At 63.8% G+C, this 26330-nt stretch carries 25 protein-coding genes and 1 pseudogene; 17 read left to right on the top strand and 9 right to left on the bottom strand.

Features of this window, described 5'->3' with window-relative positions; all coding sequences use genetic code 11:
* Positions 1 to 225: 225 nt before the first annotated feature.
* From ACM6IP_RS12325 to ACM6IP_RS12285, 9 genes are all read left to right on the top strand, one after another.
* Positions 226 to 1044, top strand: a complete 819-nt coding sequence (locus ACM6IP_RS12325) for a transporter substrate-binding domain-containing protein (RefSeq protein ID WP_095169118.1) — start codon at positions 226 to 228, stop codon at positions 1042 to 1044.
* A 10-nt stretch (positions 1045 to 1054) separates the two neighbouring features.
* On the top strand, positions 1055 to 2833 hold the full coding sequence (locus ACM6IP_RS12320; protein WP_414861592.1) for an aconitase X: 1779 nt from the start codon (positions 1055 to 1057) through the stop codon (positions 2831 to 2833).
* The gene (locus tag ACM6IP_RS12315; RefSeq protein WP_095169116.1) at positions 2826 to 3491 is read left to right on the top strand and encodes an amino acid ABC transporter permease; all 666 of its coding nucleotides are present in this window, start codon (positions 2826 to 2828) and stop codon (positions 3489 to 3491) included. Before ACM6IP_RS12320 ends, ACM6IP_RS12315 begins: the two co-directional genes overlap by 8 nt.
* A gap of 10 nt (positions 3492 to 3501) precedes the next feature.
* Positions 3502 to 4152, top strand: a complete 651-nt coding sequence (locus ACM6IP_RS12310; protein WP_414861591.1) for an amino acid ABC transporter permease — start codon at positions 3502 to 3504, stop codon at positions 4150 to 4152.
* Positions 4145 to 4867, top strand: coding sequence for an amino acid ABC transporter ATP-binding protein (locus ACM6IP_RS12305; protein WP_159996457.1), 723 nt, complete (start codon positions 4145 to 4147; stop codon positions 4865 to 4867). The genes ACM6IP_RS12310 and ACM6IP_RS12305 overlap by 8 nt, the downstream gene beginning before the upstream one ends.
* A gap of 350 nt (positions 4868 to 5217) precedes the next feature.
* Positions 5218 to 6246 carry a trans-3-hydroxy-L-proline dehydratase gene (locus ACM6IP_RS12300; RefSeq protein ID WP_159996459.1) on the top strand — a complete coding sequence of 343 codons (1029 nt, stop codon included), beginning with the start codon at positions 5218 to 5220 and terminating at the stop codon, positions 6244 to 6246.
* Positions 6247 to 6359: 113 nt separating this feature from the next.
* Positions 6360 to 7277 carry a dihydrodipicolinate synthase family protein gene (locus ACM6IP_RS12295; RefSeq protein WP_095169112.1) on the top strand — a complete coding sequence of 306 codons (918 nt, stop codon included), beginning with the start codon at positions 6360 to 6362 and terminating at the stop codon, positions 7275 to 7277.
* 71 nt (positions 7278 to 7348) lie between these two features.
* Entirely contained in the window at positions 7349 to 8743 is a 1395-nt protein-coding gene (gene abaF / locus ACM6IP_RS12290) for a fosfomycin efflux MFS transporter AbaF (RefSeq protein WP_414861590.1), read from the top strand.
* A 108-nt stretch (positions 8744 to 8851) separates the two neighbouring features.
* The gene (locus tag ACM6IP_RS12285; protein ID WP_414861589.1) at positions 8852 to 10438 is read left to right on the top strand and encodes an aldehyde dehydrogenase (NADP(+)); all 1587 of its coding nucleotides are present in this window, start codon (positions 8852 to 8854) and stop codon (positions 10436 to 10438) included.
* Between the two features lie 213 nt (positions 10439 to 10651).
* On the opposite strand, the gene ACM6IP_RS12280 is transcribed toward ACM6IP_RS12285, so the two are convergent.
* Positions 10652 to 11659 carry an Ldh family oxidoreductase gene (locus ACM6IP_RS12280; RefSeq protein ID WP_414861588.1) on the bottom strand — a complete coding sequence of 336 codons (1008 nt, stop codon included), beginning with the start codon at positions 11657 to 11659 and terminating at the stop codon, positions 10652 to 10654.
* Between the two features lie 106 nt (positions 11660 to 11765).
* Positions 11766 to 12596, bottom strand: a pseudogene (locus tag ACM6IP_RS12275) (aldo/keto reductase); the annotation flags it as partial.
* Positions 12597 to 12626: 30 nt separating this feature from the next.
* On the opposite strand from ACM6IP_RS12275, the gene ACM6IP_RS12270 reads away from it, so the two are divergent.
* Positions 12627 to 13391: an alpha/beta hydrolase gene (locus tag ACM6IP_RS12270; protein ID WP_414861587.1), complete on the top strand. Its 765-nt coding sequence runs from the start codon at positions 12627 to 12629 to the stop codon at positions 13389 to 13391.
* Between the two features lie 30 nt (positions 13392 to 13421).
* On the opposite strand, the gene ACM6IP_RS12265 is transcribed toward ACM6IP_RS12270, so the two are convergent.
* The 3 genes from ACM6IP_RS12265 to ACM6IP_RS12255 all read right to left on the bottom strand — a co-directional run bounded on the left by ACM6IP_RS12265 (position 13422) and on the right by ACM6IP_RS12255 (position 16956).
* Complete coding sequence (locus tag ACM6IP_RS12265; RefSeq protein WP_414861586.1) at positions 13422 to 14978, bottom strand: TerC family protein; 1557 nt, start codon at positions 14976 to 14978, stop codon at positions 13422 to 13424.
* Between the two features lie 335 nt (positions 14979 to 15313).
* Complete coding sequence (locus ACM6IP_RS12260) at positions 15314 to 15550, bottom strand: hypothetical protein (RefSeq protein WP_414861585.1); 237 nt, start codon at positions 15548 to 15550, stop codon at positions 15314 to 15316.
* Positions 15551 to 15552: 2 nt separating this feature from the next.
* Positions 15553 to 16956: an MFS transporter gene (locus ACM6IP_RS12255; RefSeq protein ID WP_414861584.1), complete on the bottom strand. Its 1404-nt coding sequence runs from the start codon at positions 16954 to 16956 to the stop codon at positions 15553 to 15555.
* 129 nt (positions 16957 to 17085) lie between these two features.
* Between ACM6IP_RS12255 and ACM6IP_RS12250 the strand changes: the two genes are divergently transcribed.
* Entirely contained in the window at positions 17086 to 18018 is a 933-nt protein-coding gene (locus ACM6IP_RS12250) for a LysR family transcriptional regulator (RefSeq protein ID WP_414861583.1), read from the top strand.
* Between the two features lie 56 nt (positions 18019 to 18074).
* Positions 18075 to 18716: an alanyl-tRNA editing protein gene (locus tag ACM6IP_RS12245; RefSeq protein ID WP_095169103.1), complete on the top strand. Its 642-nt coding sequence runs from the start codon at positions 18075 to 18077 to the stop codon at positions 18714 to 18716.
* A 122-nt stretch (positions 18717 to 18838) separates the two neighbouring features.
* Here the strand turns inward: ACM6IP_RS12245 and ACM6IP_RS12240 are convergent, their stop codons facing one another.
* From ACM6IP_RS12240 to ACM6IP_RS12225, 4 genes are all read right to left on the bottom strand, one after another.
* Complete coding sequence (locus ACM6IP_RS12240; protein ID WP_414861582.1) at positions 18839 to 19435, bottom strand: LysE family translocator; 597 nt, start codon at positions 19433 to 19435, stop codon at positions 18839 to 18841.
* Between the two features lie 51 nt (positions 19436 to 19486).
* Positions 19487 to 20323 carry an AraC family transcriptional regulator gene (locus ACM6IP_RS12235; RefSeq protein ID WP_401127529.1) on the bottom strand — a complete coding sequence of 279 codons (837 nt, stop codon included), beginning with the start codon at positions 20321 to 20323 and terminating at the stop codon, positions 19487 to 19489.
* 69 nt (positions 20324 to 20392) lie between these two features.
* Positions 20393 to 20845, bottom strand: coding sequence for an MAPEG family protein (locus ACM6IP_RS12230; protein WP_414861581.1), 453 nt, complete (start codon positions 20843 to 20845; stop codon positions 20393 to 20395).
* Positions 20842 to 21168 (bottom strand): DUF2834 domain-containing protein, encoded by a 327-nt coding sequence (locus ACM6IP_RS12225; protein WP_414861580.1) that lies wholly within the window; start codon positions 21166 to 21168, stop codon positions 20842 to 20844. The genes ACM6IP_RS12230 and ACM6IP_RS12225 overlap by 4 nt, the downstream gene beginning before the upstream one ends.
* 115 nt (positions 21169 to 21283) lie before the next feature.
* Here ACM6IP_RS12225 and ACM6IP_RS12220 point away from each other — a divergent pair, with 115 nt between their 5' ends.
* The 5 genes from ACM6IP_RS12220 to ACM6IP_RS12200 all read left to right on the top strand — a co-directional run bounded on the left by ACM6IP_RS12220 (position 21284) and on the right by ACM6IP_RS12200 (position 25485).
* The gene (locus tag ACM6IP_RS12220; protein ID WP_414861579.1) at positions 21284 to 22105 is read left to right on the top strand and encodes a helix-turn-helix domain-containing protein; all 822 of its coding nucleotides are present in this window, start codon (positions 21284 to 21286) and stop codon (positions 22103 to 22105) included.
* 416 nt (positions 22106 to 22521) lie between these two features.
* Entirely contained in the window at positions 22522 to 23238 is a 717-nt protein-coding gene (locus ACM6IP_RS12215) for a TetR family transcriptional regulator (RefSeq protein ID WP_414861578.1), read from the top strand.
* A gap of 5 nt (positions 23239 to 23243) precedes the next feature.
* A complete protein-coding gene (locus tag ACM6IP_RS12210; RefSeq protein WP_414861577.1) occupies positions 23244 to 23690 on the top strand; it encodes a hypothetical protein in 447 nt (148 codons plus the stop codon).
* A 45-nt stretch (positions 23691 to 23735) separates the two neighbouring features.
* A complete protein-coding gene (locus ACM6IP_RS12205; protein ID WP_414861576.1) occupies positions 23736 to 25088 on the top strand; it encodes an ABC1 kinase family protein in 1353 nt (450 codons plus the stop codon).
* A complete protein-coding gene (locus tag ACM6IP_RS12200) occupies positions 25081 to 25485 on the top strand; it encodes a DUF6463 family protein (protein ID WP_414861575.1) in 405 nt (134 codons plus the stop codon). Before ACM6IP_RS12205 ends, ACM6IP_RS12200 begins: the two co-directional genes overlap by 8 nt.
* Positions 25486 to 26330: the final 845 nt, after the last annotated feature.

The raw sequence follows: 26330 nt of genomic DNA, 5'->3' as shown, positions 1-26330 counted from the left end.
CGCTCAAACAACCTTTGCTCCCATATGTAACACCGCCCCCCACCTCCCCCGACGGCCATGCTGTCACTCTGCCTCCAGCCAATTCGCCGCAGCACGCCTACCGCAAGGGCTGAGAAAAAAATCTGCTTTTACACTGGAAACAGGCACGTTGATTGCTATTGTTAATATCGTATACGAAATCCCCAATACGCTACCCAACAGCACTTCACCCATCACGAGGCCTCTATGAAAAACCCCGCATTTGCCGTAGCCCTCAGCGCTGTGCTCAGTACCTCCTTTATTGCCACCGCCCAGGCCGACAAGCTCGACGACATCGTCGGTTCGGGCAAGCTGCGCTGCGCCGTGACCCTGGACTTCCCGCCCATGGGTTTTCGCGATGAAGGTAACAACCCGGCGGGTTTCGACGTGGACTATTGCCACGACCTGGCGAAGATCCTCGGGGTCGAGGCTGAAGTGGTGGAGACGCCGTTCCCCGACCGGATTCCGGCGCTGGTCTCCGGACGCGCCGACGTGATCGTTGCCTCCACTTCCGACACCCTGGAGCGGGCCAAGACAGTCGGCCTCACCGTGCCTTACTTCGCCTTCCAGATGGTGGTGCTGACCCGCGACAACACCGGCATCAACAGCTTCGACGACATCAAGGGCAAACCCGTCGGCAACACCAGCGGCACCTATGAAGCGATTGCCCTGGAAAAGGACGTGAAGAGCTGGGGCAGCGGCAGCTTCCGCGCCTACCAGTCGCAGAATGACACCTTGCTGGCGGTCGCCCAGGGCCACATCGACGCCACGATCGTGACCAACACAGTTGCCGCCGCGACCATTAAGTCGGGCAAATACAAGAACCTGAAAATCGCCGGCAACGCCCCCTACGTGATCGACTACGTGTCGTTGGGCGCCAAGCGTAACGAGTACGGCCTGCTCAACTACCTCAACCTGTTCGTCAACCAGCAGGTGCGCACCGGGCGCTACAAAGAGCTGTTCGTCAAATGGGTCGGCACCGAGATCCCGCCGACCAACCTGACCGTGCCTCAGGTCTACTACTAAGGTGTCCGGCATGCCTAGGCTCACTTCTCTGACCGGGCGCTGTCTGGTCCCGGGCGCCGCCGAAGGCGCCTTGCTGTTCGCCGATGTCGGCCTGAGTTTCTGGGGCGGGGTCGATCCGTGCAGCGGTGAGGTCATCGACCGTCACCACCCCCTCAGCGGCCAACACCTGGCCGGCCGGGTGCTGGCGATTCCCAGCGGCCGCGGCTCCTGTACTGGCAGCAGCGTGCTGATGGAGTTGATCAGCAACGGTCATGCCCCAGCGGCACTGGTGCTGGCCGAACCGGATGAGATCCTGACCCTGGGCGTGCTCGTGGCGCAGACGATTTTCCAACGCTCCCTGCCGGTGCTGTGCATCGGCCGGGAGGCCTTTGCCACCCTGCGCGGCATGGCGGTCGCGCGGGTCGAAGACAGCGCCCTGAGCCTGTTCGAGCAAGCACCCGGAGATGCCTGGCAGGCACCCGACAACGCCCTGCGCAAACCCGACAACCACAGCAGCCTGGAACTCAGCGAACTGGATCAGGCACTGCTCGCCGGCCACCATGGCCAGGCCGCGCAAGTGGCGATGCAGATCGTCCTGCGCATGGCCCAGTTGCAGGGCGCGCAACGCCTGGTGGATGTCACCCAGGCGCACATCGACGGCTGCATCTACACCGGTCCGGCCAGCCTGCGGTTTGCCGAACAACTGGTGCAGTGGGGCGCGAAAGTGCGCGTGCCCACCACCCTCAATTCGATCTCCGTGGACCAGCGCCGCTGGCGCGAACTGGGCATCGATCCTGCCCTCGGCGTACCGGCCAGTGCCCTGGGAGATGCCTACATGGCGATGGGCGCACAACTGAGCTTCACCTGTGCACCCTACCTGCTCGACAGCGCCCCCCAGGCCGGCGAGCAGATTGTCTGGGCTGAATCGAATGCCGTGGTCTACGCCAACAGTGTGCTCGGCGCGCGGACCCTCAAGTACCCGGACTACCTGGACATCTGCATTGCCCTCACCGGCCGTGCGCCCCTGATCGGCTGCCACCTGGACGCCCAGCGCAAGGCCGGTCTGCAGGTGCAGGTACCCGAACTGGCGGACCTGGACGACGCGTTCTACCCGCTGCTCGGCTACCACATCGGCGCCCTGGCCGGCAGTCGTATTCCCCTGGTGCTGGGTCTGGAACAGCGCCAGCCGAGCCTGGATGATCTCAAGGCCTTCGGCGCGGCGTTCGCCACTACATCGGCGGCGCCGATGTTCCATATTGCCGGGGTCACCCCCGAGGCGCTCGACCCGCGCCAGGTGCTGGAGGCCGATGTCCTGCTCCCCCAGGAAAACATCCACCTGCAAGACCTGCTGGTGAGCTGGCGTGAACTCAACAGCGCCCGCGACAGCCGGGTCGATATGGTCTCCCTGGGCAACCCGCACTTTTCCCTGAGTGAATTTGGCCACTTGGCGCGCTTGTGTCGCGGCCGGCACAAGCACCCCGCGGTAGTGGTCGCCATCACCTGCGGCCGTGCGGTGCTGGAGCAGGCGCGAGCCGCCGGGCACATCGCGGTGATTGAAGCCTTCGGCGCGACCCTGGTCACCGACACCTGCTGGTGCATGCTCGGCGAGCCGGTGATCCCGCTGGCGGCCACCACCCTGATGACCAACTCGGGCAAATACGCCCACTACGCACCCGGCCTGGTGGGGCGCAAGGTGCACTTCGCCAGCCTCAAGGAATGTGTCGAAGCCGCCTGCACCGCCACGGCCAGCGGGCGCCTGCCGGCCTGGCTGCAACCTGCTGCCCGCCTGGAGAATCCTGCGCATGTTTGACTACAGCTTCCAATGGCGCTCGGCCCTGCGCGCCCTGCCGGACATGCTTGCCGGCGCCCTGGTGACCTTCGAGACGGCAGCCCTGTCGATGATTTTCGGGGTGCTGATCGCCCTGGCCCTGACGGTGATGCGCGAAACCCGCAACCCGCTGCTGCGCGGGATCGGCAACGGCTGGGTATCGATTGCCCGCAACACCCCGTCGCTGTTCCAGATCTACGTCCTGTACTTCGGCCTGGGTTCGCTCGGCTTGCACGTCAGTTCGTGGTTCGCCCTGCTCGCCGGGATCACCTTCAACAACGCCGGCTACCTGGCGGAAAACTTTCGTGGGGGCCTCAAGGCCGTGCCCGACACCCAGGTGCGTGCCGCACGCTCGCTGGGCATGAGCGCGTTCCAGGCCTATCGCCTGATCATCGTCCCGCAACTGCTGCGCATCGTCTTCTACCCGCTGACCAATCAAATGGTCTGGGCGGTACTGATGACCTCGCTGGGGGTGATCGTCGGGCTGAACAACGACCTGACCGGGGTGACCCAGGACTACAACGTCAAGACGTTCCGCACCTTCGAGTACTTCGCCATTGCCGCGGTCCTGTACTACTTGATTGCCAAGGCGATCGTCGCGGTAGCCCGACTGCTGTCGTGGCGGCTGTTCCGTTACTGAGGAAGTGAGCATGTTTACCACCAGCTTCTCGATCAATGACCTGCTGTTCCTGCTCAACGGTGCCTGGGTCACGCTGCAACTGACGTTCTGGTCGATCATCCTCGGCACCGTGGCCGGGCTGCTGTTTGGCTTGCTGCGCGCCCTGATGCCACGGGCCAGCCTGCCCCTGGCCTGGGTGCTGGACGTGTTTCGCAGCGTGCCGTTGCTGATCCAGTTCGTGCTGTTCAACTCGCTGAAAAGCATCCTCGGCCTGAACATCAGCGCCTTCAGTGTCGGCTGCATCGTGCTGGGGGTGTACGCCGCGGCGTACTTCACCGAAATCGTGCGTAGCGGTGTGCTCTCGGTGCCCTACACCCTGCGCCGCGCCAGTCGCTCCCTGGGTCTGAGCTACCTGCAGGACCTGCGCTGGATCGTCCTGCCGATGGCTACCCGCGTGGCCTTCCCCGGCTGGCTGAACCTGGTCCTGAGCGTGATGAAAGACACCGCGCTGGTGATGTGGATCGGCATCGTCGAACTGCTGCGCGCCTCGCAAACCATCGTCACCCGCATCCAGGAGCCGTTGTTGGTGCTGTGCGTCGCGGGTCTGATCTATTACGTCATGAGCCTGGTGGTTGCCCGCCTGGGCGCTCGTCTGGAAAGAAGGTGGCAAGAAAATGATTGAGATCGACAACGTACACAAATCCTTCGGCGACCTGGAAGTGGTCAAGGGCGTCAGCCTGACGGTGAACAAGGGCGAGGTGGTGTCGATCATCGGCGGCTCCGGCTCCGGCAAGTCGACCCTGCTGATGTGCATCAACGGCCTGGAACCGATCCAGAAAGGCAACATCCGCGTCGACGGCATCGAGGTCCACGGCAACGGCACCGACCTCAACCGCCTGCGGCAGAAAATCGGCATCGTGTTCCAGCAATGGAACGCCTTCCCGCACCTGACGGTCCTGGAGAACGTGATGCTGGCGCCGCGCAAAGTGCTCGGCAAAAGCAAGGCCGAGGCTGAGGAGCTGGCGGTCAGGCAACTCACTCACGTGGGCCTGGGCGACAAGCTCAAGACCTTCCCCGGCAAGCTTTCCGGCGGCCAGCAACAACGCATGGCCATCGCCCGCGCCCTGGCGATGTCGCCGGACTACATGCTGTTCGACGAAGCCACCTCGGCCCTCGACCCGCAGTTGGTGGGCGAAGTCCTGGACACCATGCGCATGCTCGCCGAAGACGGCATGACCATGGTCCTGGTGACCCACGAAATCCGCTTCGCGCGGGATGTCTCCGACCGCGTGGCGTTCTTTCGCAACGGCCTGGTGCACGAGATCGGCTCGCCGGACCAGGTCATCGGCAACCCGCTGCACGCAGAGACCGCGGCGTTTCTCAAATCGGTGAAATAACCCCAATCCTGTGGGAGCTGGCTTGCCAGCGATGGTCGTCAACGATGACATGTGCAGTCTGGATAAACGCGTCGCTCTTGCGACCATCGCGAGCAAGCTCGCTCCCACAGGGTTGGGTGGTGTACACAAAATCGATGGCCGCCACAGATCAATGTGGGAGCGGGCTTGAAGCGATGGTCGTCAACGATGACACGTGCAGTCTGGATAAACGCGTCGCTCTTGCGACCATCGCGAGCAAGCTCGCTCCCACAGGGTTGGGTGGCGTACACAAAATCGATGGCCGCCACAGATCAATGTGGGAGCGAGCCTGCTCGCGATGAGGCCCAAACAGACAACAACAGGAGGACAGCATGCGTTCATCAAAAGTCATTCACGTCGTCAGTTGCCACGCCGAAGGCGAGGTCGGTGATGTAATCGTCGGTGGCGTTGCGCCGCCACCCGGCGCCACGCTGTGGGAACAGTCGCGCTGGATCGCCCAGGACCAGACCCTGCGCAACTTCGTGCTCAACGAACCGCGCGGCGGAGTGTTCCGCCACGTCAACCTGCTGGTGCCGGCCAAGGACCCGCGGGCGCAGATGGGCTGGATCATCATGGAACCGGCCGACACCCCGCCGATGTCCGGGTCCAATTCCCTGTGCGTGGCCACCGTGCTGCTGGACAGCGGCATCTTGCCGATGACCGAACCACAAACCCGGCTGGTACTCGAAGCCCCGGGCGGCCTGATCGAAGCGGTCGCCGACTGCCGGGACGGCAAGGTGCAACGGGTGGAGGTGAAAAACGTGCCCTCCTTCGCCGATCGCCTCGACGCCTGGATCGAAGTCGAAGGCCTGGGATCGCTGCAGGTCGATACCGCCTACGGCGGCGACAGTTTTGTGATCGCCGATGCCCAAGCCCTGGGTTTCTCGATTCGTCCCGATGAGGCGGCGGACCTGGTGGCGGTCGGGCTGAAGATCACCCGCGCGGCCAACGAGCAATTGGGCTTCGTCCACCCGCTGAACCCAGAGTGGTCGCACATTTCCTTCTGCCAACTGGCAGCCCCGATCGTGGTGGAGAACGGCATTGCCACTGGCGCCAACGCGGTGGTGATCCAGCCCGGCAAGATCGACCGCTCGCCCACCGGCACCGGCTGCTCGGCACGCATGGCCGTGTTGCACGCCAAGGGCCTGATGCAGGTTGGCGAACGCTTTATCGGCCGCTCGATCCTTGGCTCCGAGTTCCACTGCCGCATCGATTCGCTGACCGAAGTCGCCGGACGCGCGGCCATCTACCCGTGCATTTCCGGGCGGGCCTGGATCACCGGCACCCATCAACACCTGCTCGACCCCAGCGACCCGTGGCCACAAGGCTATCGCTTGTCGGACACCTGGCCCGGCGCCTGAGTCTGCCCGGACCAACGGCAGCAAAACCCCTGTTTATTTTGCAAAAAGCACTAGCCGAGCTTCGGCATTTAAAATATCGTATACGAAATACAAAAAACCAATCGGAGGCAACAATGAGCAAGCGCATTAACTGGAGTGGCGTCTTCCCCGCGGTGACCACCCAATTCAACGATGACTTCTCGATCAACCTGGAAAAAACCCACCAGGTGATTTCCAACGTGATTCGCGATGGCGTATCCGGGCTGGTGGTCTGCGGTTCGGTAGGCGAAAACACCTCCCTGACCGCGGAAGAGAAAATCGCCGTGACCGAAGTCGCGGTCGACGCTTCCCGCGGTCGGGTCCCGGTGATCTGCGGCGTGGCCGAGTTCACCAGCGTGCAAGCGGCCAAAGTGGCCAACGCCGTGCGCCGGGTCGGGGTCGATGGCGTGATGCTGATGCCAGCGCTGGTCTACGGCTCCAAGCCGTTCGAGACCGCCGAGCACTACCGCTACGTGGCGAAAAATGCCGACGTGCCGCTGATGGTCTACAACAACCCGCCGATCTACAAAAACGACGTGACCCCGGACATCCTGATTTCCCTGGCCGACTGCGACAACGTGGTGTGCTTCAAGGACTCCTCCGGCGACACCCGGCGCTTCATCGATGTGCGCAATGAAGTCGGTGATCGCTTCGTGCTGTTCGCCGGCCTCGACGACGTGGTCCTGGAAAGCATCGCCGTGGGTGCCGAAGGCTGGGTCTCGGGCATGTCCAACGTGTTCCCCAAGGAAGGCGAAACCATCTTCCGCCTGGCCAAGGCCGGGCGCTTCGCCGAAGCCATGCCGATCTATGAGTGGCTGATGCCGATCCTGCACCTCGATGCCCGTGCCGACCTGGTGCAGTGCATCAAGCTGTGTGAAGCCATCGCCGGTCGCGGCAGCGCGCTGACCCGTCCGCCACGCCTGGCCCTGCCGGAAGCCGATCGGGCATTCGTCGAGCAGATCATGGCCAAGGCCCTGGCCAACCGTCCAGAGTTGCCGGACGTCGGTCTCTGAGTGAGTGCCGGGCGGACCTTCGCAGGTCCGGCCCGGCTGCCTGTTTTTGCGCCCCTACAGGAAACGCCAGCATGTCCAACGCTCAACCCACTCAAAGCGCAACCACCCCCGCAGGACTCAAACGTGTCGTCGGCGCCGCCATGGCCGGTACCGTCGCCGAATGGTATGAATTCTTTCTCTACGGTACGGCCTCGGCACTGGTCTTCGGCCAGTTGTTCTTTCGCCAGACCGACAGCCCCATCGACGGCATCATCGCCGCCTTCGCCCTGTACGCCGTAGGCTTTCTCGCCCGTCCCCTGGGTGGCCTGGTGTTCGGTCACTACGGCGACAAATTCGGCCGCAAGCGCCTGCTGCAACTGAGCCTGGTGGTAGTCGGTATCACCACCTTCCTCATGGGCTGCCTGCCCGGCTTCGACCAGATCGGTTATGCCGCGCCGGTATTACTGGTGCTGTTGCGATTGATCCAGGGCTTCGCCTTTGGTGGTGAATGGGGCGGCGCGATCCTGCTGGTCTCCGAACACTGCCCGGACAACCGTCGTGGGTTCTGGGCCAGTTGGCCGCAAGCCGGGGTTCCGGCGGGCAACCTGGTGGCCACGGTCGCCCTGCTGCTGTTGTCGTCGAACCTGTCAGAGGAGCAATTCCTCGCCTGGGGCTGGCGCGTAGCGTTCTGGTTCTCGGCCGTGGTGGTACTGATCGGCTACTGGATTCGCACCAGCGTCGACGATGCCCCGATCTTCAAGGAAGCCCAGGCTCGCCAGGCGCAGACCAAGCAGCAACAACTGGGGGTGGTGGAAGTCCTGCGCCACCACTGGCGTGCGGTGCTGGTGGGAATCGGCGCACGGTTTGCCGAGAACATCCTCTACTACACGGTGGTGACCTTCTCCATCACGTACCTCAAGCTGGTGGTGCACAAGGACACCTCGGAAATTCTGTTCCTGATGTTCGGCGCCCACCTGCTGCATTTCTTCCTGATCCCGCTGATGGGCTACCTGTCGGATATCGTCGGACGCAAACCGGTGTACCTGACCGGGGCGGTACTCACCGCGTTTTGGGGCTTCATCGGCTTCCCGCTGATGGACACCGGCAACAACTGGCTGATCATGGCGGCGATTACCCTGGGCCTGGCCATCGAGTCGATGACCTACGCGCCCTACTCGGCGCTGATGGCCGAGATGTTCCCCACCCATGTGCGCTACACCGCCCTGTCGCTGTGCTACCAGGTGGCGCCGATCTTCGCCGGTTCGCTGGCTCCGCTGATCGCCATCACCCTGCTGAACAAGTACCACAGCTCGACACCGATCGCCTGGTACCTGGTCGGCGCGTCGCTGATCTCCATCGTGGCCGTCGGCCTGACTCGGGAAACCCGTGGCAAGTCCTTGCACCTGGTGGATGCCGAGTCCGCGGCACGGATCGCCGCCCTCGACCCGAACGCCACCACCCCACGCCGCGCCGACTCAATGGCGTAACCCGGTCTGTCTGTTGGGGTGGGCTCCCGCTTGCGGTGCCCGCTTGCGACGTGTTCCCGCCCCGACAAAACCAGCAGAGCCGACCCCATTTTTCACAGGAGCTTTTGCATGTCCGACCTTCTCGGCCACAACTACATTGGCGGTGCCCGCAGCGCCGCTGGCAGCCAAACCTTGCGCAGTTACGACGCCAGCACCGGCGAGCCCCTGTCCTACGCTTTCAGCCAGGCTACCGAGGCTGAGGTGGACGCCGCCGCCCAGGCCGCCGCGAGCGCCTATCCGGCCTTTCGCAGCTTGGCGGCCAGTCGCCGCGCCGAGTTCCTCGAGGCCATTGCCGAACAACTGGAGGCGCTGGATGAACAGTTCATCGCCCTGGTCAGCCGCGAGACCGCGTTGCCGACAGCGCGCATTCAGGGCGAACGGGGTCGCACCAGTGGCCAGATGCGTCTGTTCGCCCAAGTCCTGCGCCGCGGCGATTTTTATGCCGCGCGCATCGACCGCGCCCTGCCCGATCGCCAGCCATTGCCCCGCGTGGACCTGCGTCAGTACCGGATCGGTGTGGGTCCGGTGGCAGTGTTTGGCGCCAGCAATTTCCCCCTGGCCTTCTCCACCGCCGGCGGCGACACGGCCGCAGCCCTGGCCGCCGGATGCCCGGTGGTGTTCAAAGCCCACAGCGGACATATGGCGACGGCCGAACGAGTCGCCGATGCGATCATCCGCGCCGCCGAACAGACCGGCATGCCCAAGGGTGTGTTCAACATGATCTACGGTGCCGGGGTCGGTGAAACCCTGGTCAAGCATCCGGCGATCCAGGCAGTCGGCTTTACCGGTTCATTAAAAGGTGGTCGGGCCCTGTGCGACATGGCCGCCGCACGCCCGCAACCGATCCCGGTGTTCGCCGAGATGAGCAGCATCAACCCGGTGCTGGTGCTGCCCGACGCCCTGCGGGTACGGGGTACGACAATCGCCAGTGAACTAGTGGCCTCGGTGGTCCAAGGGTGCGGGCAGTTCTGCACCAACCCAGGCTTGGTGATCGGGATTCGCTCTGGCGAATTCAGTGCCTTCATCGAGCAGCTCAGTGCCCTGATGGCCGAGCAACCGGGGCAAACCATGCTCAACGCCGGCACGCTGGCGAGCTATACCCGGGGGGTCGAAGCGTTGCACGCGCATCCGCAGGTCAGCCACCTCGCCGGCCGCGCGCAACAGGGTCGCCAGGCCCAGCCGCAGTTGTTCAAGGCCCACAGCCGTCTGTTGCTCGAGGGTGATCCGCTGTTGCAGGAGGAAGTCTTCGGTCCGACCACCGTGCTGGTGGAAGTGGCCGACGCCGCTGAACTGCAGCGCGCGCTGCACGGCTTGCACGGTCAACTGACGGCGACGCTAATTGCCGAAGCCGCTGACTTGCAGACCCATGGCGAGCTGTTGCCGCTGCTGGAGCAGAAGGTTGGCCGGGTGCTGTTCAACGGCTACCCGACCGGGGTCGAGGTGTGTGATGCGATGGTCCACGGCGGCCCCTACCCGGCCACCTCCGATGCACGAGGCACCTCGGTCGGCAGCCTGGCCATCGAGCGTTTCCTGCGCCCGGTGTGCTACCAGAACTGCCCCGACCAGCTACTGCCCGAGCCCCTGAAAAACGCCAACCCACTGGCCATCAACCGCCTGGTTGACGGCAAACAGCAACGTGAAGCCATCAGCCAATAAGCGGGTTGCTCCAGGTGAGCGGGTGTATGCGGAACCTGTGGGCACCTAATATCACTGTAGGAGCGGGCGCCCGCTTGCGGCTTGCTCGCGATGGTCGCCAACGATGACGCGCAAAGCCTGATTCACCGCGCCGTCATTGAGTCCTTCGCAAGCAGGCCGCAAGCAGGCGCCGCAAGCGGGCGCCGCAAGCGGGAGCCCGCTACTTCTAAGGGTTCAGGCCAACAACGCCTTCAGGTCGTGGTACAGCGCCTCGGGGATCTGCACACCTTCTACCTGGCTGCGGGCTCGCGCTTCATAGCGGCGTTGCGACGGCAAGCGGGCGCCTTGGCCTTCGATACTCTGGAACAGGGTTTCGGCACGGGCCAGGTGTTGCTCGGTGGCGTCGCCAAGGAAGCGCCGTGGGTCGAGGGCGATGATCAGTTCGCCGTGGTACGGCGAGGATTTGCTGCCCGCATCGTAAGCCAGGGATTCGGCGCTGGTCAGGTCACCGATCAATGGCCCGGCGATCAACTCCACCATGGCGGCCAGTGCCGAACCCTTGTGCCCACCGAAGGTCAGCATCGCACCGCTGTCGAGCACCACGTTGGCATCGGTACTCGGCTGCCCCTGCCCATCCACGCCCCAGCCTTGGGGAATCGCCTTGCCGGCCCGGCGGTGCAATTCAATATCGCCGCGGGCGATTGCACTGGTGGCGAAGTCAAAGACAAACGGCTCCTGGCCCGCGCGCGGCCAGCCGAAGGCAATCGGGTTGGTGCCGAACACCGGCTGACTGCCGCCAGCCGGTGCGACCCAGGCATGGCTCGGGTTGCAGGCCACCGCCACCAGGCCGGCCGCGGTGAGTTGCTCGATCTCCACCCACAACGCGGAAAAATGCACACAGCGATTGATCGCCAGGGCAGCAATCCCGTTGGCCCGGGTTTTCGCCGCCAGCATCGGCAACCCGGCCTGGAACGCCAGTTGGGAAAAGCCGCCGGCCGCGTCGACCCGCACGATCGAGGGCGCCTGGTCGATGACCTGGGGCTCGGCATCGGCCGAGACCTTGCCGGCCCGCAGTGAATTCACGCAGCCGAGAACCCGGTACAAACCGTGGGAGGCGCAGCCATCGCGCTCGCCGGCGATCACCGTGTTGCTCACTGCCTGGGCGTGGGCGGAGTTAAAACCGTTGTGCAGCAGGATCGATTCGGCCAGCTCGCGGGCTTCGGCCAGGGACAGTCGGATCATAGTCAGCTCCTTGAACAGACCGTCCAGACTCGCCCATTCCACCGCCCCCGGCTTGATCGCTTTAAGCCTGGGCGATGACGATTTCGGCACAACCTGGCGCGATCCGTCAGCCGATCAGATCAATCAACTGCTCACGCTGCGCCCCCGTCAGCATCGAGCCAAAACCGGCACCGGCATTTTCGCTCATGAAGCGCGGGTGGCGGGTACCGGGAATGACGCACGTCACCGCGCTATGGGACAACACAAACTTCAGCGCCAGTTGCGCCCAACTGCTGACCTGCACCTGTGCCGCCCAACCCGGCAGCGGCTTGCCTTTGAGCCTGGTCAGCAAGTCACCGCCGCCAAACGGCCGGTTGCAGATCACCGCCACCCCTCGCTCGCGACACAACGGCAACAGGCGCTTCTCGGCGGCCCGGTCATCGAGGGCATAGTTGATCTGCAGGAAGTCCAGCGACTCGGCCTTGAGCAGGGCCTCGACCTCGGCATAGGCGCTGGCGCTGTAGTGGCTGACGCCGATGTAGCGAATCCGCCCGGCCGCCTTCCACTCTCGCAGCGTCGGCAGATGGCTCTGCCAGTCCAGCAAGTTGTGGATCTGCATCAGGTCGACACGGTCAGTCTGCAGCAAGCGCAAGGACTGCTCCATTTGCCGAATGCCTTCATCGCGACCTCGGGTCCACACCTTGGTCGCCAGGAAGGCCGGCGAACGCGGTTCATGGATCGACAGCAACTCACCACTGGTCTGTTCGGCCCGACCATACATCGGCGAGCTGTCGAGCAGCGTGCCGCCCTTGGCGAACAGCGCACTGAGCACTGCCGACAGTTGCTGGTAGGGAGCCTCTCCTGGCGCGGCATCAAAGCCGCGATAGGTGCCCAACCCGACGATGGGCAAGGGTTCGGAGCTGGAAGGAATGGCGCGGGTCAGCATGTTCATGCCTCCTGGTCCGATCGATGTACTAACGTTAGACGAATGTCGCGCATCCTGATGTCCATCGTGCTCATCGCTGTAGCGCTGTACCTCGCGCTCTGTGCGGGACTGTGGGTGTTCCAGCGCGCGCTGATCTACTACCCGCAAGCGCGTTCCGCTGACAGCGCGACAACCCTACTGAGGCTTGCAGTGGATGAGACCCAGGTGCTGGTCAGCGTCCGCCAGCGCGACGCTCCCCAGGCCCTGATCTACTTCGGCGGCAATGCCGAGGATGTCTCGGCGAACCTGTCGCAGTTTGCCCAGGCCTTTACCGATCACGCCCTGTACCTGATGCACTACCGGGGTTTTGGCGGCAGCGGCGGCTCACCTTCGGAGGAAGCGATTGCCGCGGATGCGCTGGCACTGTTCGATCAGGTCTACGCCGAGCACCGACAGGTTGTGGTGGTCGGGCGCAGTCTCGGCTCTGGGGTCGCGGTGCGCCTGGCCAGCCAACGGCCGGTGGCGCGACTGATCCTGATTACCCCCTACAACAGCCTGGAAGAGCTGGCCGCCCGCCAGTTGCCAATCTTCCCGGTGCACTGGCTGCTGCGCGACCGCTACGACTCCTGGAAGTACGCCCCGCGCATCCAGGTGCCCACCCTGCTGCTGGCCGCCGAACATGACGAGGTCATCCCCCGCGCCAGCACCGAGCGTCTGCTACGCCAGTTCGCCCCCGGCGTGGCCAGGCTCGAGGTCATACCCGGCACGGGACACAACTCCATCGCCGCCAGCCCCAGCTACCTGCCGCTGCTGCGCAACGGGATGTGACGACTGCGTCAACGGCCGCAGGACGTTCATTCAACTTGGCAACACTGGGCTAAGTAATACCCGCGTCACCCGCCGCTCTTCGACCTCGACCACGGTCAGGTTCCACCCTTCCCAGGTGAGTGTGTCGCCAATCACCGGCAGGCGATCCAGTAGGCTCATGACCAGTCCCGCGAGGGTCTGGTAGTCATCCGTGGCCCTGGCCTGGAAGCCGATCTGCTGGCGCACCTGGCTCAGGTTCAAGGCGCCGCTGACCAGGAAACCATTACCCTGGGCGACAATGTTCGGGCCTTCGATTTCGCTGGCGTCCGGCAACTCACCGGCGATCGACTCAAGGATGTCGGTCATGGTCAGCAAACCAATGAAGTCACCGAACTCGTTCACCACAAAGGCGATGTGCGTCGACTCCTTGCGCATCTGTTCCAGCGCATTGAGGATCGAAAAACTCTCCAGCAGGTTGATCGACGTGCGGGCCATGGCTTCCAGGTTGGGCTGGTGGCCTGCGAGCAATTCCTTGAGCAACTCTTTCTTGTGGACGAAGCCCAGCGGCTCATCGATGCGACCCTCGCGGATCAACGGCAACCGCGAGTACGAGGAGTGCATCAGTGTGGTCCGGATCGCCTCGGCCGAGTCGGCCAGGTCAATGTAATCGACCTCCGCCCGCGGCGTCATCGCGCTGCGGATCGGCCGCTCGGCCAATTGCAGGACGCCGCTGATCATCACCCGCTCGCGGCGATCGAAGACCTGATCGGCGTCAGTGCCTTCGAGCATGTCGGCAATTTCCTCGCCCACTTCATCGGCGTGCAAGCTGCGCCCGCCGAGCAAACGCAACACCGCGTGCGCAGTGCGCTCGCGCATCGGCCGGTGCCCTTGCAGGCTCTTCTTGCGCCGCGCCCGCGCCAACTGGTTGAACAGCTCGATCAGGATCGAGAAGCCAATGGCCGCGTAGAGGTAGCCTTTGGGGATGTGGAAACCCAGGCCCTCGGCAGTCAGGCTGAAGCCGATCATCATCAAAAAGCCCAGGCAGAGCATGATCACCGTCGGGTGGCCGTTGACGAAGCGCGTCAGCGGCTTGCTGGCGATGATCATCAGGCCTATGGAGAACACCACGGCAATCATCATCACCGACAGGTGTTCGACCATGCCCACCGCCGTAATGACCGCGTCCAGCGAGAACACCGCATCCAGCACCACGATTTGCGCCACGATCGGCCAGAACAGTGCATAGGCGGCCGTCCCGGTGCGGGTGGCAACGTGGCCTTCGAGGCGTTCGTGCAACTCCATGGTCGCCTTGAACAACAGGAACACACCACCGAACAACATGATCAGGTCGCGGCCAGAGAAGACCTTGTCGAACACCTCGATCAAGGGCTCCGTGAGGGTCACCATCCACGAAATACTCGCCAGCAAGCCCAGGCGCATCAGCAATGCCAGCGACAGGCCGATGACCCGGGCACGGTCACGCTGCTCGGGCGGCAGTTTGTCGGCCAGGATGGCAATGAACACCAGGTTGTCGATGCCGAGCACCAGCTCCAGCACAATCAGGGTCAACAGGCCAAGCCAGGCCGTGGGATCTGCAATCCATTCCATAGGGATTATTTACTCTCTCGAATCAGCTTGAACGATTGACGCGCACGCAAGTACGACGCCCTGCAACGCACAATGGGGGCGGTTTGGTTCGGGGTAAAGGGTGCTGCGCAACAGGCGAGGAAGGTGCCTGGGCGGTTTATCGCAACCGTGATAGGTGCGATGGACCTACGGGCGCTGACTGAGGGAAACGAGGCTGCAAGGTGAGCGAAGCGACTGGGAGGCTCCAGGAGGGTGTTCATACGGACCTGTAGAAAATTGGGTCCATGATCCTACAGTGCGGCAGGGTTTTTCTGCCGCGCAGAGTTATTACAAGATTTGACACGATCGACCACTGATTACACCGGGGAAATGGTGGCAAGGGCGCCGATCATGATTGTCAGCAGCAAGAATCCACCGAGAAACATCGCCATCTTGAACATCGCGCCTCCAAAAATTTTGTCCAGGGTTACGGCCCTATTGTGGCGCCCCGGCTGTACCGAAAACAGCGTCAGGTACAGATGAAAAATACGTATCAGATGGTGCTGTACGGCTTGGTTGAAGGCGAGCTCGTCGAGACGCTCGACCCTGATCAAAATCAGTCGGGAGTGCCTGACTGACCGCGTTTGCCCAGCGCAAAATGGCTTATCAGCAACGCCAGAATGATCAACACGGTGGCCACCGCGAAGCTGGCGTGCAGCCCCTGGGCCAATGCGGGCGCAGACGCAACCGACACATCCGCCGCCGTGGCGAAGGCAAACAGCGCGCCCATGCACGCCGCCCCGCTGATCAGCCCCAGGTTGCGCGACAGGCTGAGCAGGCCTGCCACCACGCCCCGTTGTTGCGGGTCGATGCCGGCCATGATCGAGGTATTGTTGGCCGCCTGGAACAACGCATAACTGGCGGTCAGCAACAGCATCGGCATGAGGTAGCCGGGCACTGCGCTGGCGCTCGGCAATAGCGCCAGCAACGTGCCGCCAAGCGCCATCCCCAACAGCCCGGCCTGGGTCATGCGGCGCGTGCCCCAACGGTCGACCAGGCGCCCCGCCGGCACACCGCTGACGGCCGCGACTGCGGGCCCCGCCGCCAGCACCAACCCCACTGCCAGGGCATCGAGCCCCAGGCCGCGAGCCAGGTAAAACGGCCCGACCACCAGAGTCGACATGATCACCGTGGACACCAGCAGGCTCATGGCCAGACCCGCGCTCAATTGCCGATCGCCCAGCAGTTGCAGGCGGACCAAGGGTACCGCCACCCGCCCCTGGCGCCAGACAAACAGCCCAGCGCCCGCGGCTGCCAGCAGCAACAGCACCCAGTGCCCCTGGGTCATGGCCAACGCGTAGGCACCCAGGGTCAACGCCAGCACCAGGCTCCCCGACAGATCAAAACCGCGCGGTTTGCCTTTGGCGAACGGCCCATCCGCCGGCAGGTAGCGCCAGGCCAGCCAGCCATTGAGCAGGCCCAGCGGCACGCTGACCAGGAAGATTGCCTGCCAGCCGCTGGCGACCAGCAACACCCCGCCCAGCGCCGGACCCAGCGTGGTGCCGATCGCCGACAGGCTGCCCAGCAGGCCCATGGCGCTGCCAATCCGCGCCTTGGGCACAGTCTCGCCCACCAGCGCCAGGGTCAGGGCGAGCATGATCGCCGCGCCAAATCCCTGCAGCGCCCGTGCTGCGATCAGCCAGCCAAGACTGGGCGCCAGGCCGCAGAGCAATGAGGCCAGGGTGAACAGGCTGATGCCACACAGCAGCAGGCGTCGCCGCCCCATGAGGTCACCGAGGCGACCGGCACTGACCAGCAAGGTGGTGATGCTCAGCAGGTAGGCCAGGACAATCCATTGCACCTGGGCAAAAGAGGCCTCGAACGTCCCGGCCAGGGCTGGCAGGCCAGCATTGGCGATACTGGTATCGAGTGACGGCAACAGCATCGACAGTGACAGGCTGGCCAGTGCCCAGCGGCTCGGTGGCGCTTGGGCGGCGGTTGTTGTGGAGAGAGTGTTCATGGATTAGGCCTTGCGCTCGGTGATGGGCGAAAGCCTATGCCTGAGTGAGACAAGGCGGAAGACGCAGCATTTGCACTTTATAGCTGCAGCAAACGCCATCCCAGGTGCGCAGCGTGCTACCGTTGCCCAATGTCGACGCCTGATCTGAACCTGCTGATTACCCTGGACGCCCTGCTCGCCGAAGGCAGCGTGGCGCGCGCGGCCCAGCGTTTGCACTTGAGCCCCTCGGCGATGAGCCGGGCCCTGGCTCGTTTGCGCACCACCACCGGCGACCCGCTGCTGGTGCGGGCCGGGCGCAGCCTGGTACCGACGCCACGGGCCATCGAGCTGCGCGAACAGGTGCGCCAACTGGTGCAGGACGCCAGCGCCGTGTTGCGCCCCGTCGAACAGCTGGACATCGGGCATCTGGTGCGCACTTTCACGCTGCGCACCAGCGACGGATTTGTCGAAAACTTCGGCCCGGCATTGATCCAGCGCCTGGCCGCAGAGGCGCCCGGTGTGCGCGTGTACTTCCTGCAAAAGCTCAGCAAGGACAGCGCCCCCCTGCGCGAGGGAAGCGTCGACCTGGACACTGGCGTGGTCGAGCCTGGGACCAGCCCCGAGCTGCACACTCGCCTGCTGTTCGAGGATCGCTTTGTCGGCGTGGTACGCCACGGGCACCCCTTGAGCCAGGGCCAAATCACCGTTGCCCGCTACATGGACGGGCAACACGTGCTGGTTTCCCGTCGGGGCCTGGCCAAGGGGCTGCTGGATCAAACCTTCAATAGCCAGGGCCTGCAACGCAACATCGCGACCCTGGTCAGTGGATTCGCTGCGGCGTTGGCGCTGACCCGCGACTCGCAGTTGATCGCCACGGTGCCCGAGCGCCATACCCGGCACTTGCGCAGTGAGCTGTTCAGTTTCACCTTGCCGCTGCCCACCCCGGCCATCGGCCTGTCGCTGATCTGGCACCCACGAATGGACGCCGACCCTGCCCATCGCTGGCTGCGCGGCTGCATACGCGAGGTGTGTACCCAGGTGCTTGCTCAACCCGACACGTTGAGCAAGATCGTTCAAGCCTGAAGCCAACAACCCTTCTATGATTTCGCCATCAACCTGCTCAAGGACGGTGGCAAACCATGGCGACGCACAAGCTCTTCTGGCAAGACCCTTATCGAACCGAGCTGCAAACGCGGGTCACCGCGGTCGAGGGGGATGCGGTGTGTCTCGAACAGACAGTGTTCTTTGCCTTTTCCGGTGGCCAGGAGAGTGACAGCGGAACCCTCGCGGGCCTTGCAGTGCTGGCGGCGGAAAAACATGGCCTGGAGATTGTCTACACCCTGCCCACCGGGCATGGCCTGCAGGTGGGCAGCGAGGTCGAGATGCGCATTGACTGGGCGCGGCGCTACCGCTTGATGCGCCTGCACTTTGCCGCGGAAATGGTCCTGCAACTGGTCTACCAGCTTGAACCGGACATCACTCGCATCGGTGCCCATATCTCGGCCGACAAGGCGCGCATCGACTTTGCCCGCGAGACCAGCATCGCCACCCTGTTCCCGCAGATCGAGTCCCAGGTCGCTACCTTGTTGAGCGCCGACTTGCCCATCATCACCGCCTTCAGCGATGAAGCCGCGCAGCGCCGCTACTGGCACGTCGAAGGATTTGCGCGAATGGCCTGTGGTGGCACTCACCCACGCTCCACCGGGGAAATCGGCGCCCTCAAGCTCAAGCGCAAGAACACCGGCAAAGGCAAGGAGCGCATCGAAATCACGTTGCTCTAGGCGTCGCTGGCAAGCCAGCTCCCACAGGTTGAGTCGGTGTACCCAAAATCTGCGAACACCCAGAACCACTGAGGGAGCGGGCTTGCCCGCGATGGGGCCGGCCCATTCAACATCGATGATGCCTACACCAACACGCCCAACCAGGCCGACAGCAGCAGCAACACCGCCAACCCACGGTTCATCAGCACAAACGCCCGGGGCGAACGCAATACCCGGGCGCTGCCCACGCCCAACAGCGCCCACAGGGTCATGCACGGCAGGCAGGTCAGGAGGAACAACAGTGACAACAGCAGCATCCGCGGCGCCTGTTCCCCGTCGCCGGCAAACACGCTCGCCACGGCCACCGCCATCATCCAGACTTTGGGGTTGATCACTTGCAGGGCCGCGGCGCCGAGCACGCCCATACCGGCGTCACGCGTGTCGGTCGAATCCAGCGCAGGCGGTGGACTGCGAAAGATCTGCCAGGCCAACCAGCTCAGCCACAACGCCCCGGCCCAAACCATCGCCTGTTGCACGCGCGGGAACCGCAGCAGCGTCTCACCCAGCCCGAGCCCGACACTCAACACCACCAGCGCCGCCGCGACACAGGCGCCGAGAATAATCGGCAGGGTGGCAACCAGTCCGCGCCGGGAACCGTGACTCAGGACCAGGATATTGAGTGGCCCCGGGGTGATCGAGGCCACGAAGGCAAACAACAGAAAAGGCAGGAACGACAGCATGGCAGGGACTCCTTGATCAGACAGGGGTCCATGCTCGCGCGCCGGCGGGGGTCAGTCTGGAAGGTTTGAGCAGCGCTTGCGGTAATCGGCCGGGGTGAGCCGATAGGCACGGCGGAACCAGCGCCCCAGATGACTCTGATCGGCAAAACCCAGGGCGCTGGCAACCTGAGCCGGGGTTTCGCCCCGCGCCAGCCACAAGCGCGCCCGGGCCAGGCGCAGCTGGATCAGATAGGCATGGGGCGCCAGCCCGAACGCCGCCTTGAAGGCGCGGCTCAGGCGAAAACGGTCGACGCCACAGACCTGGGCCAATTGATCCAGGCCGATGTCTTCAAAGGCGTGGGCCTGCAGGTAGTCGCGCGCCACCTGGGCCACCCGTGGCAGGCGCGGATCATAGGTCTGGCGCTGACGCCAGTCGAGGTGCCGGGTGAGCGCGGCCAACAAGTTGTCGGTGGCGCTCTGGCGCACGATACGCAACTCGCCCCGGTGCAGCGCCTGGAAAGCCTGGCCAATGCACATTGCCAGGCCCGGATCCTGGCTCAGGGTGTCGGCGAAGCCCAACTGGCTGTGCTCCGGCACCTGCTCGAACAGCAAGCGCAGCTGCTGCTCCAGCCACGCCGGATCGAAGTACAGCATGGAGTAGGTGAAACCTTCCTCGGTCGGGGCCTGCCCATCGTGGATTTCCCCCGGCTCCAGCATGAACACCTTGCCAGGCGTACTGAGGTGGCGCACCCGCCGGCAATTGAACTGCTGCACCCCCTGCTCGGTGATCCCCACCAGGAAGCTGTCGTGCCAATGCGGGTCATAGGCGTGGCCCTGGAAATGCGCGCGGATCGACTCGATCCCAGTGTCGGGATCCTGGGACAGTTCGATCCAGTGGTGATCGTCCATGGTGCCTCCGGCGCCAGCACTGGGCAAAAAATTCGGGCGACCAACTTACCGCGCTTTGCATCACGCTGTTTAGAAGATTTGTGCAGCTCGTCCCGCCGCCGGAAAAATCCTCGCCGCCACCAGGCCGGCCATTGCCAGCAGGCAAGCCAGCCCTAGCCCATAGGCAATCGTGCGCCATGGCTGCCAGCCGCCGAGGTACATCAGGGTGTGCAGCACCCGGGCACTGGTGAACAGGCAAAACAACCCGGGTGCGAGCTGGCCATCGGCTTCCAGGGCCAGACACAAGCCGCCCAGCACAAAGAACAGCGGAATGTTTTCCAGGTCATTGGCCCAGGCTTTGCCGGCCCGATGTACCTGGGGCAGTTCCTGAGGTAGCGCCGGGCGCTGGAAAAATCGCGCATCCTCAGCGTTGGTGAACACCCGGTGGCGGATACGAAAGAACCCCTGGTAGCAGGAGATGAGCAACATTTTCCCGAACAACAGCAGCACACACAGGGCATAGACGTGCAGCGGGCTGTTCATCCCAGCCCCCTGGCGCCGGGCTTGGCGCAAAAGCCATTGACCACCAGGTACAGCAGCGGGCCGATCGAGACGAAGATCGCGGTGAGCAGCAAATACGGCAGCACCGATACCAAGGAGCGGCCCTTGGCCCGGGCGTCCCGGTACATCCAGACGCCGGCCATGCCCGCCAGCAGGTAGAGATCGATGACCACCTGGGCGGTATCCGGCCGGGCCAAAAGGCCCATCCCGAACGCCAGCAGCGATTGCTCGGCGATCAACAGGGTCCAGCCGGTGTACAGGGAAAATCCGCTCAAGGCGGCCAGGGCGAGATAGGGTCGGGACATGCGGTGCTTCCTGCAATCGGCGGTTGATGAGCGGCACGTTAGTGCTATCGTCGCCCGGCCCTCAATGACCTCTGAGGTCATGGACGCCTACCCCTTGCACGGCCAGAGTCAACGTATGGATATCCGACCCTTTCCCCGCACGACACCCCCGACCACCGCCGGCGAGCAGTTGCGCCTGCTGCGCCGCCAGGCCCGCCTGAGCCAGCTCGACCTCGCCTTGATCGCGGGGGTTTCCCAGCGTCACCTGAGCTGCATCGAAACCGGCCGCGCCCAGCCGAGCCCCGGCACCCTGCACAACCTGCTGACCGCCCTGGAGGCACCCTTGGAGCAGTGCAACCGCGTGTTCCTGGCATCCGGTTATGCGCCGCGCTACGAAGCGACGCCCCTGACGGCGCCGCCCATGGAGGCGGTGCGCGGCGCGATCAGCCATATCCTGCACGCCAACAATCCCGCACCGGCGATTGTCCTGGGCAGCCACTGGCAAGTGCTGGCCGCCAACGCCAGCACTGCCGTGCTCTTCAACCTGGTCGGACTGCCGGCCGATGCGGCGGTGGAGCTCAACCTGCTGGTGACGCTGCTGCAGCCGGGCGGACTGGGCGACCATTTGCGCAACGCCGAGGAGATCCGCAGCCTGGCCTGGCAGCGCGCAACCCGCGAGGCCATGGCCAACCCGACCCTGGCCCAGCTCCTGGACACCCTGCCCGCCCCGGCCAACCCGCTGCCGATGACGGCCGAACTACCACCGCTGGTACTGACGCGCATTGACTGCGCCCAGGGTGAACTGAACTTCCTGTCGACCTTCACCACCTTCGGCATGCCCCAGGACATCACCCTGAGCTCACTGCGCATCGAACACCTGATTCCAGCCGATGCCCAGACCTGGCAAATCATGACCCGGGCGTATGAGCAGTCGTTGCACGATTGCGCCAAGGGTTGAGTCTGCGCTCTCGAGCATTACCTCGCTCAAGGCCTCTAGGGTGATCTTGGTTTTGGGGATGGATCCGTTGCTGCGGTGATGGCGGCTAATGGTTCCGCAGCCAGGAGACAGGCCCACCAAAGCGCTTTGCCCCTCACGTACGGCCCCTCGCTAAGGCTGCCGATGGGGCGGGTGGATCAAGAGCTGCAGGCGAGGCGGGTCGTACGCAAAGTTTGCGGGCAGCCCGATTATCAGCAGGACTGGCGACGCCACCGACAGCAAAGAAGCGACGTTCACGCGCGTCAGTGGGGCTTGCGCAGTCGTGAGAAACATCGTCTGCAGGGTGTGGTCTGCGGTTGGCCTTTCAGATAAACCGATACGTACTATCCATAATAGTGTGTATATTCGCCATCAAATGATAGCGAGTACACAAATCCATGAAACCCAAGCAGCAGCAAAACCAGCGGCTTCTCCTGCAGGCCGCCGTCGAGTTGATGTCGGTGCACGGCTTCGACGGCACCAGCATGAAGCAGATCGCCCGTGCTGCCGGCCTAGGCGATGCCACCATCTACAAGTACTTCTCCACGAAGGAAAAGCTGGTACTGGGCTATTTCGAGCAGGCCCTGGCCGACGCCCTCGCCGAGACCCTGGCCACGGCTGGGTTCGACAGTTTCAGCCTGCAAGAACGCCTGCAGCGTCTCGTCGATGCGCTGTTGGAACGGCTGCTGCCCGATCGCGAGTTCGTGGCCCTCGCCCGAGCCCTGGTGGGCAAGTCGCCGATGTTGCTGATGGGCGATACCCTGCCGGGCAAGCGCGCCATCAAGGAGGCCGTGGCCGGGTTTCTCGAGGCCGCCGAGGCCGACGGCAGCATTGCCGCCTGCGACTTCAAGCCGCTTATTGGCGGCCTTTTCGCCGACTACCTGTTCACGGTGGTGATCTATTGGCTCAACGACAGCTCGGACGAGTTCTCCGACACCACCCGGCTGGTCGACCTTACCCTGGCGGTGCTGGCGCAGACCCTGGAAAGCGGCCTGCTTAACAAACTGTCGGAGCTGGGCGGGTTTCTGCTGCGCAGCCAGTTCTCGCGCCTGATGCAGAACGGCTCGTCGCTGATCGAGTTGGTCAAGCTCGCCCGTCCGCTGGTCAAGCGCTGATGGACATGGGAACTCCCCTCAACCCGATGCTGGTGCTGGCCGCCGGCCTCAGTGCAGTGGCCTCGTTGCTGCACCTGATGATCATCTTCGGTGGCGGGCCCTGGTACCGGTTTTTCGGCGCAGGCGAACGTTTTGCCCGTGCGGCCGACGCCGGTCGGGTGTATCCGTCCCTGGTGACGGCCGGCATCGCGGCGGTGCTGGGGCTGTGGGCGGTCTATGCCCTGGCGGCAGGTGGACTCCGTCTGGCGCTGCCCTGGGTGCCCCAGGTGATGTGCGCGCTGACGGCCGTCTACCTTGTGCGCGGCCTGGCCATAGTTCCGCTGATACTGTTCACCCGGGTCGCTGTCACGCCGTTCCTGCTGTGGAGCTCGGGGGTGTGCATGTTGGTCGGGATGGTGCATCTGGTCGGGTTGTACCAGGCCTGGCCCCGGATGATGGGGGCTTCTGTATGAGCTGCCGTCGCACCGTCACTGACATGCCACACCGAAGGAAGTCCCATGGCCACTGATCCCAAACTCCGCACCGGGCGAATTGCCCGGGGCGCAATCACCGGCCTGGCCGTCGCCCAGGCCGGCGTGGCCCACCTGGGTCACCTGGTGCGCCGAAAACCGGCACCGGGTGAAGTCGATGCGCGCCAAGCCGAACATGAAGCCGAACTGGGCCGCATCCTCTTTGGTGCCCTCAACCAGCTCAAGGGCACGGCGCTCAAGGCCTCGCAGCTGCTGAGCATGGAAGCCAGCCTGCTGCCGGAGGGGGTGCGCCGCGAGTTGGCGCGCGGCTTCCACCAGGCCACGCCACTCAACCGAGCCCTGGTGCATAAAGTCTTCCGCCAGGAGTTCTCGCGGGATGCCGACGACCTGTTCCAGCGCTTCGACCCGCAGGCCTTCGCCGCGGCCAGTCTCGGCCAGGTCCACCATGCCGAGCTGCACGGTGGCGAACGGGTGGTGGTCAAGGTGCAATACCCCGGCATCGCGGCCTCCATCGGCAGCGACATGGGCCTGATCCGCCACCTGCTGCAGGGCCTGCGGCTGACGTCCGACCTGCTGCCCGACCACGACATCGTCGACCGGATCATGACCGACATCGAACACAGGCTCGCCGAGGAAGTCGACTACACCCATGAGGCCGGGCAGTTGCAATGGTTCGGCGAGCATGCGCGGCTGGCGGATGTGGTGGTGCCGCAGCCGGTGCTCAGCCACACCACCCGGCGCGTGCTGACCATGCAGGCGGTGGGCGGCCTGCACCTCGATGCCTGGCTGGCCACCCAACCCGGCCAGGCGGCGCGCAACCGTGCGGGCCAGTGCCTATTCGACTGGTTCATGCACAGCGTGTTCGGATGCCACCGGTTGAATGCCGATCCTCATCCCGGCAATTTCCTGTTTATGCCGGATGGCCAGTTAGGGGTGATCGATTTCGGCTGCACCAAGCGATTGTCGTCGGCCTTTACCAACAGGATCGCCCGGGTCTGGTGTATAGGCCTGAGTGAGGTTGCGGTTGGCGACAGCACACCGCTGCGCCAGGCCTATGTCGATCTCGGCCTGATCTCGCCCAACCTGTCGGATGCCGATTTCGAACAGCAACTGATGCCGGCCCTCGCCGCGATACGGACCTGGCAGATCGAGCCGTTCCGGCAGGCCCGCTTCGACTTCGCGAACCGCTCTGCCTTTCCGGTCTTGACGGCCGCACATCGCCAGGTCCTCACACGGTCGCTGATCGCCGTGCCACCGGAGCTGCCGTATTTCGACCGAGCATTCCTGGGCATCAACCACCTATTGAAAACCCTGGGCGCCGAGGTGGCGACCCTAACCCCCTGGATCCATTCATCCCTCAAGGAGTCACATTATGTCTGAACGCTCTCACATCCCCAGGGCCTGGATCGGCCATTGTTTGATGGGGGTTGCCGTCCTGCACACCCTCGCCGCCGGATTCATGTTTGCCGACCCACTGCTCGACATCCTCCACCTTGGGGTTTTCGACAGCATCAACCGCGATCCGCGCAAGGGAGTGGCAGTGTGGTTCGTGATGTTCGGTGCGCTGCTTGCTCTGCTGGCGCTGACCGTGACGTCGCTCGAACGGCGCGGTGACACGGCCACGCTGCATGCGGTGGGTGTCGGCCTGCTGCTGCTTGCGGCCCTGGGCATCGTGCTGATGCCCATGTCCGGCGTCTGGCTGGCCATCCCGCCGGGCATCGCCTTGCTGACGAGGCGTCGCGTCGAGGCAGCCGGCGTGTCGCCGACGGGTACATGAGTAAGTTTTTTTATCTCAGTCATTCATTTTTCAACTTCACAGGAAATCCAACATGTTCGCCAGAGTCATGAGTATTTAGATCCAATCCGGGAGGCGTTCGAAGTCACCGTGCACACCTACAGCTGAAACCAACAATGCGAGGGGCTCCGGGGGTGGGCAGCCACCGGAGACCGTTAGATGCGTCAGGCAGATAACCTCCAGCTAAGCTGTTTCGATTGCTCGGAGGATCGATCCATGGTTTCGGATAAGCTCACCCTATCGCTGCTTTCTCGCTTGGCAGATATCCAATTGGCTTTAGCCACAGGCATGAGAGGAATTGCCCCTACGACTCCGGCATATCCTGATCAAGCCTTGCTACGAATTTCCCAAGCACTGGAGGCTGTCGAAGCTGCCGTGCTTGAAATAGAGCGGGTCAGTTCAGCAAGCAACTCAGGCGCGTGTACGAAGCTACACTGAACCAATCGAGCGTTACTTCCGTTCCCAGGTACTCGGTATTAGCTCGCTTCGATGGGCTTTCTGTCCAGTCAGGGACCCTGTATTCAGATCCATTTCACATGATTGTGGACTATGAATGGACACCTTGAGCAAGCAGGAAATAGAAGCGATCCTTTCGGACCGATTGCCGCATTGCACGGTCTCCTGCTCGATTAATCCAGACACCCCACTCTATCCGTCGACGTCTGCGGCCCAGATTCTCATCAGCTTACGATCATCAACATTGATCGACTCCAGTATCACGGCGAGACAGGTATCAATAGACTCGTTCGATCCGCGAACACCCCAGAGCGGTAAGGGCCGGTGAGGCGGGCCGCACGCAAAGTTTGCGGGCAGCCCGATTCACTGTG

Source organism: Pseudomonas sp. IT-P176 (assembly GCF_949767245.1).
Lineage (GTDB): Bacteria > Pseudomonadota > Gammaproteobacteria > Pseudomonadales > Pseudomonadaceae > Aquipseudomonas.
Note: the sequence above shows the minus strand (reverse complement) of the source record. Positions and strands in the feature narration are given on the sequence as shown.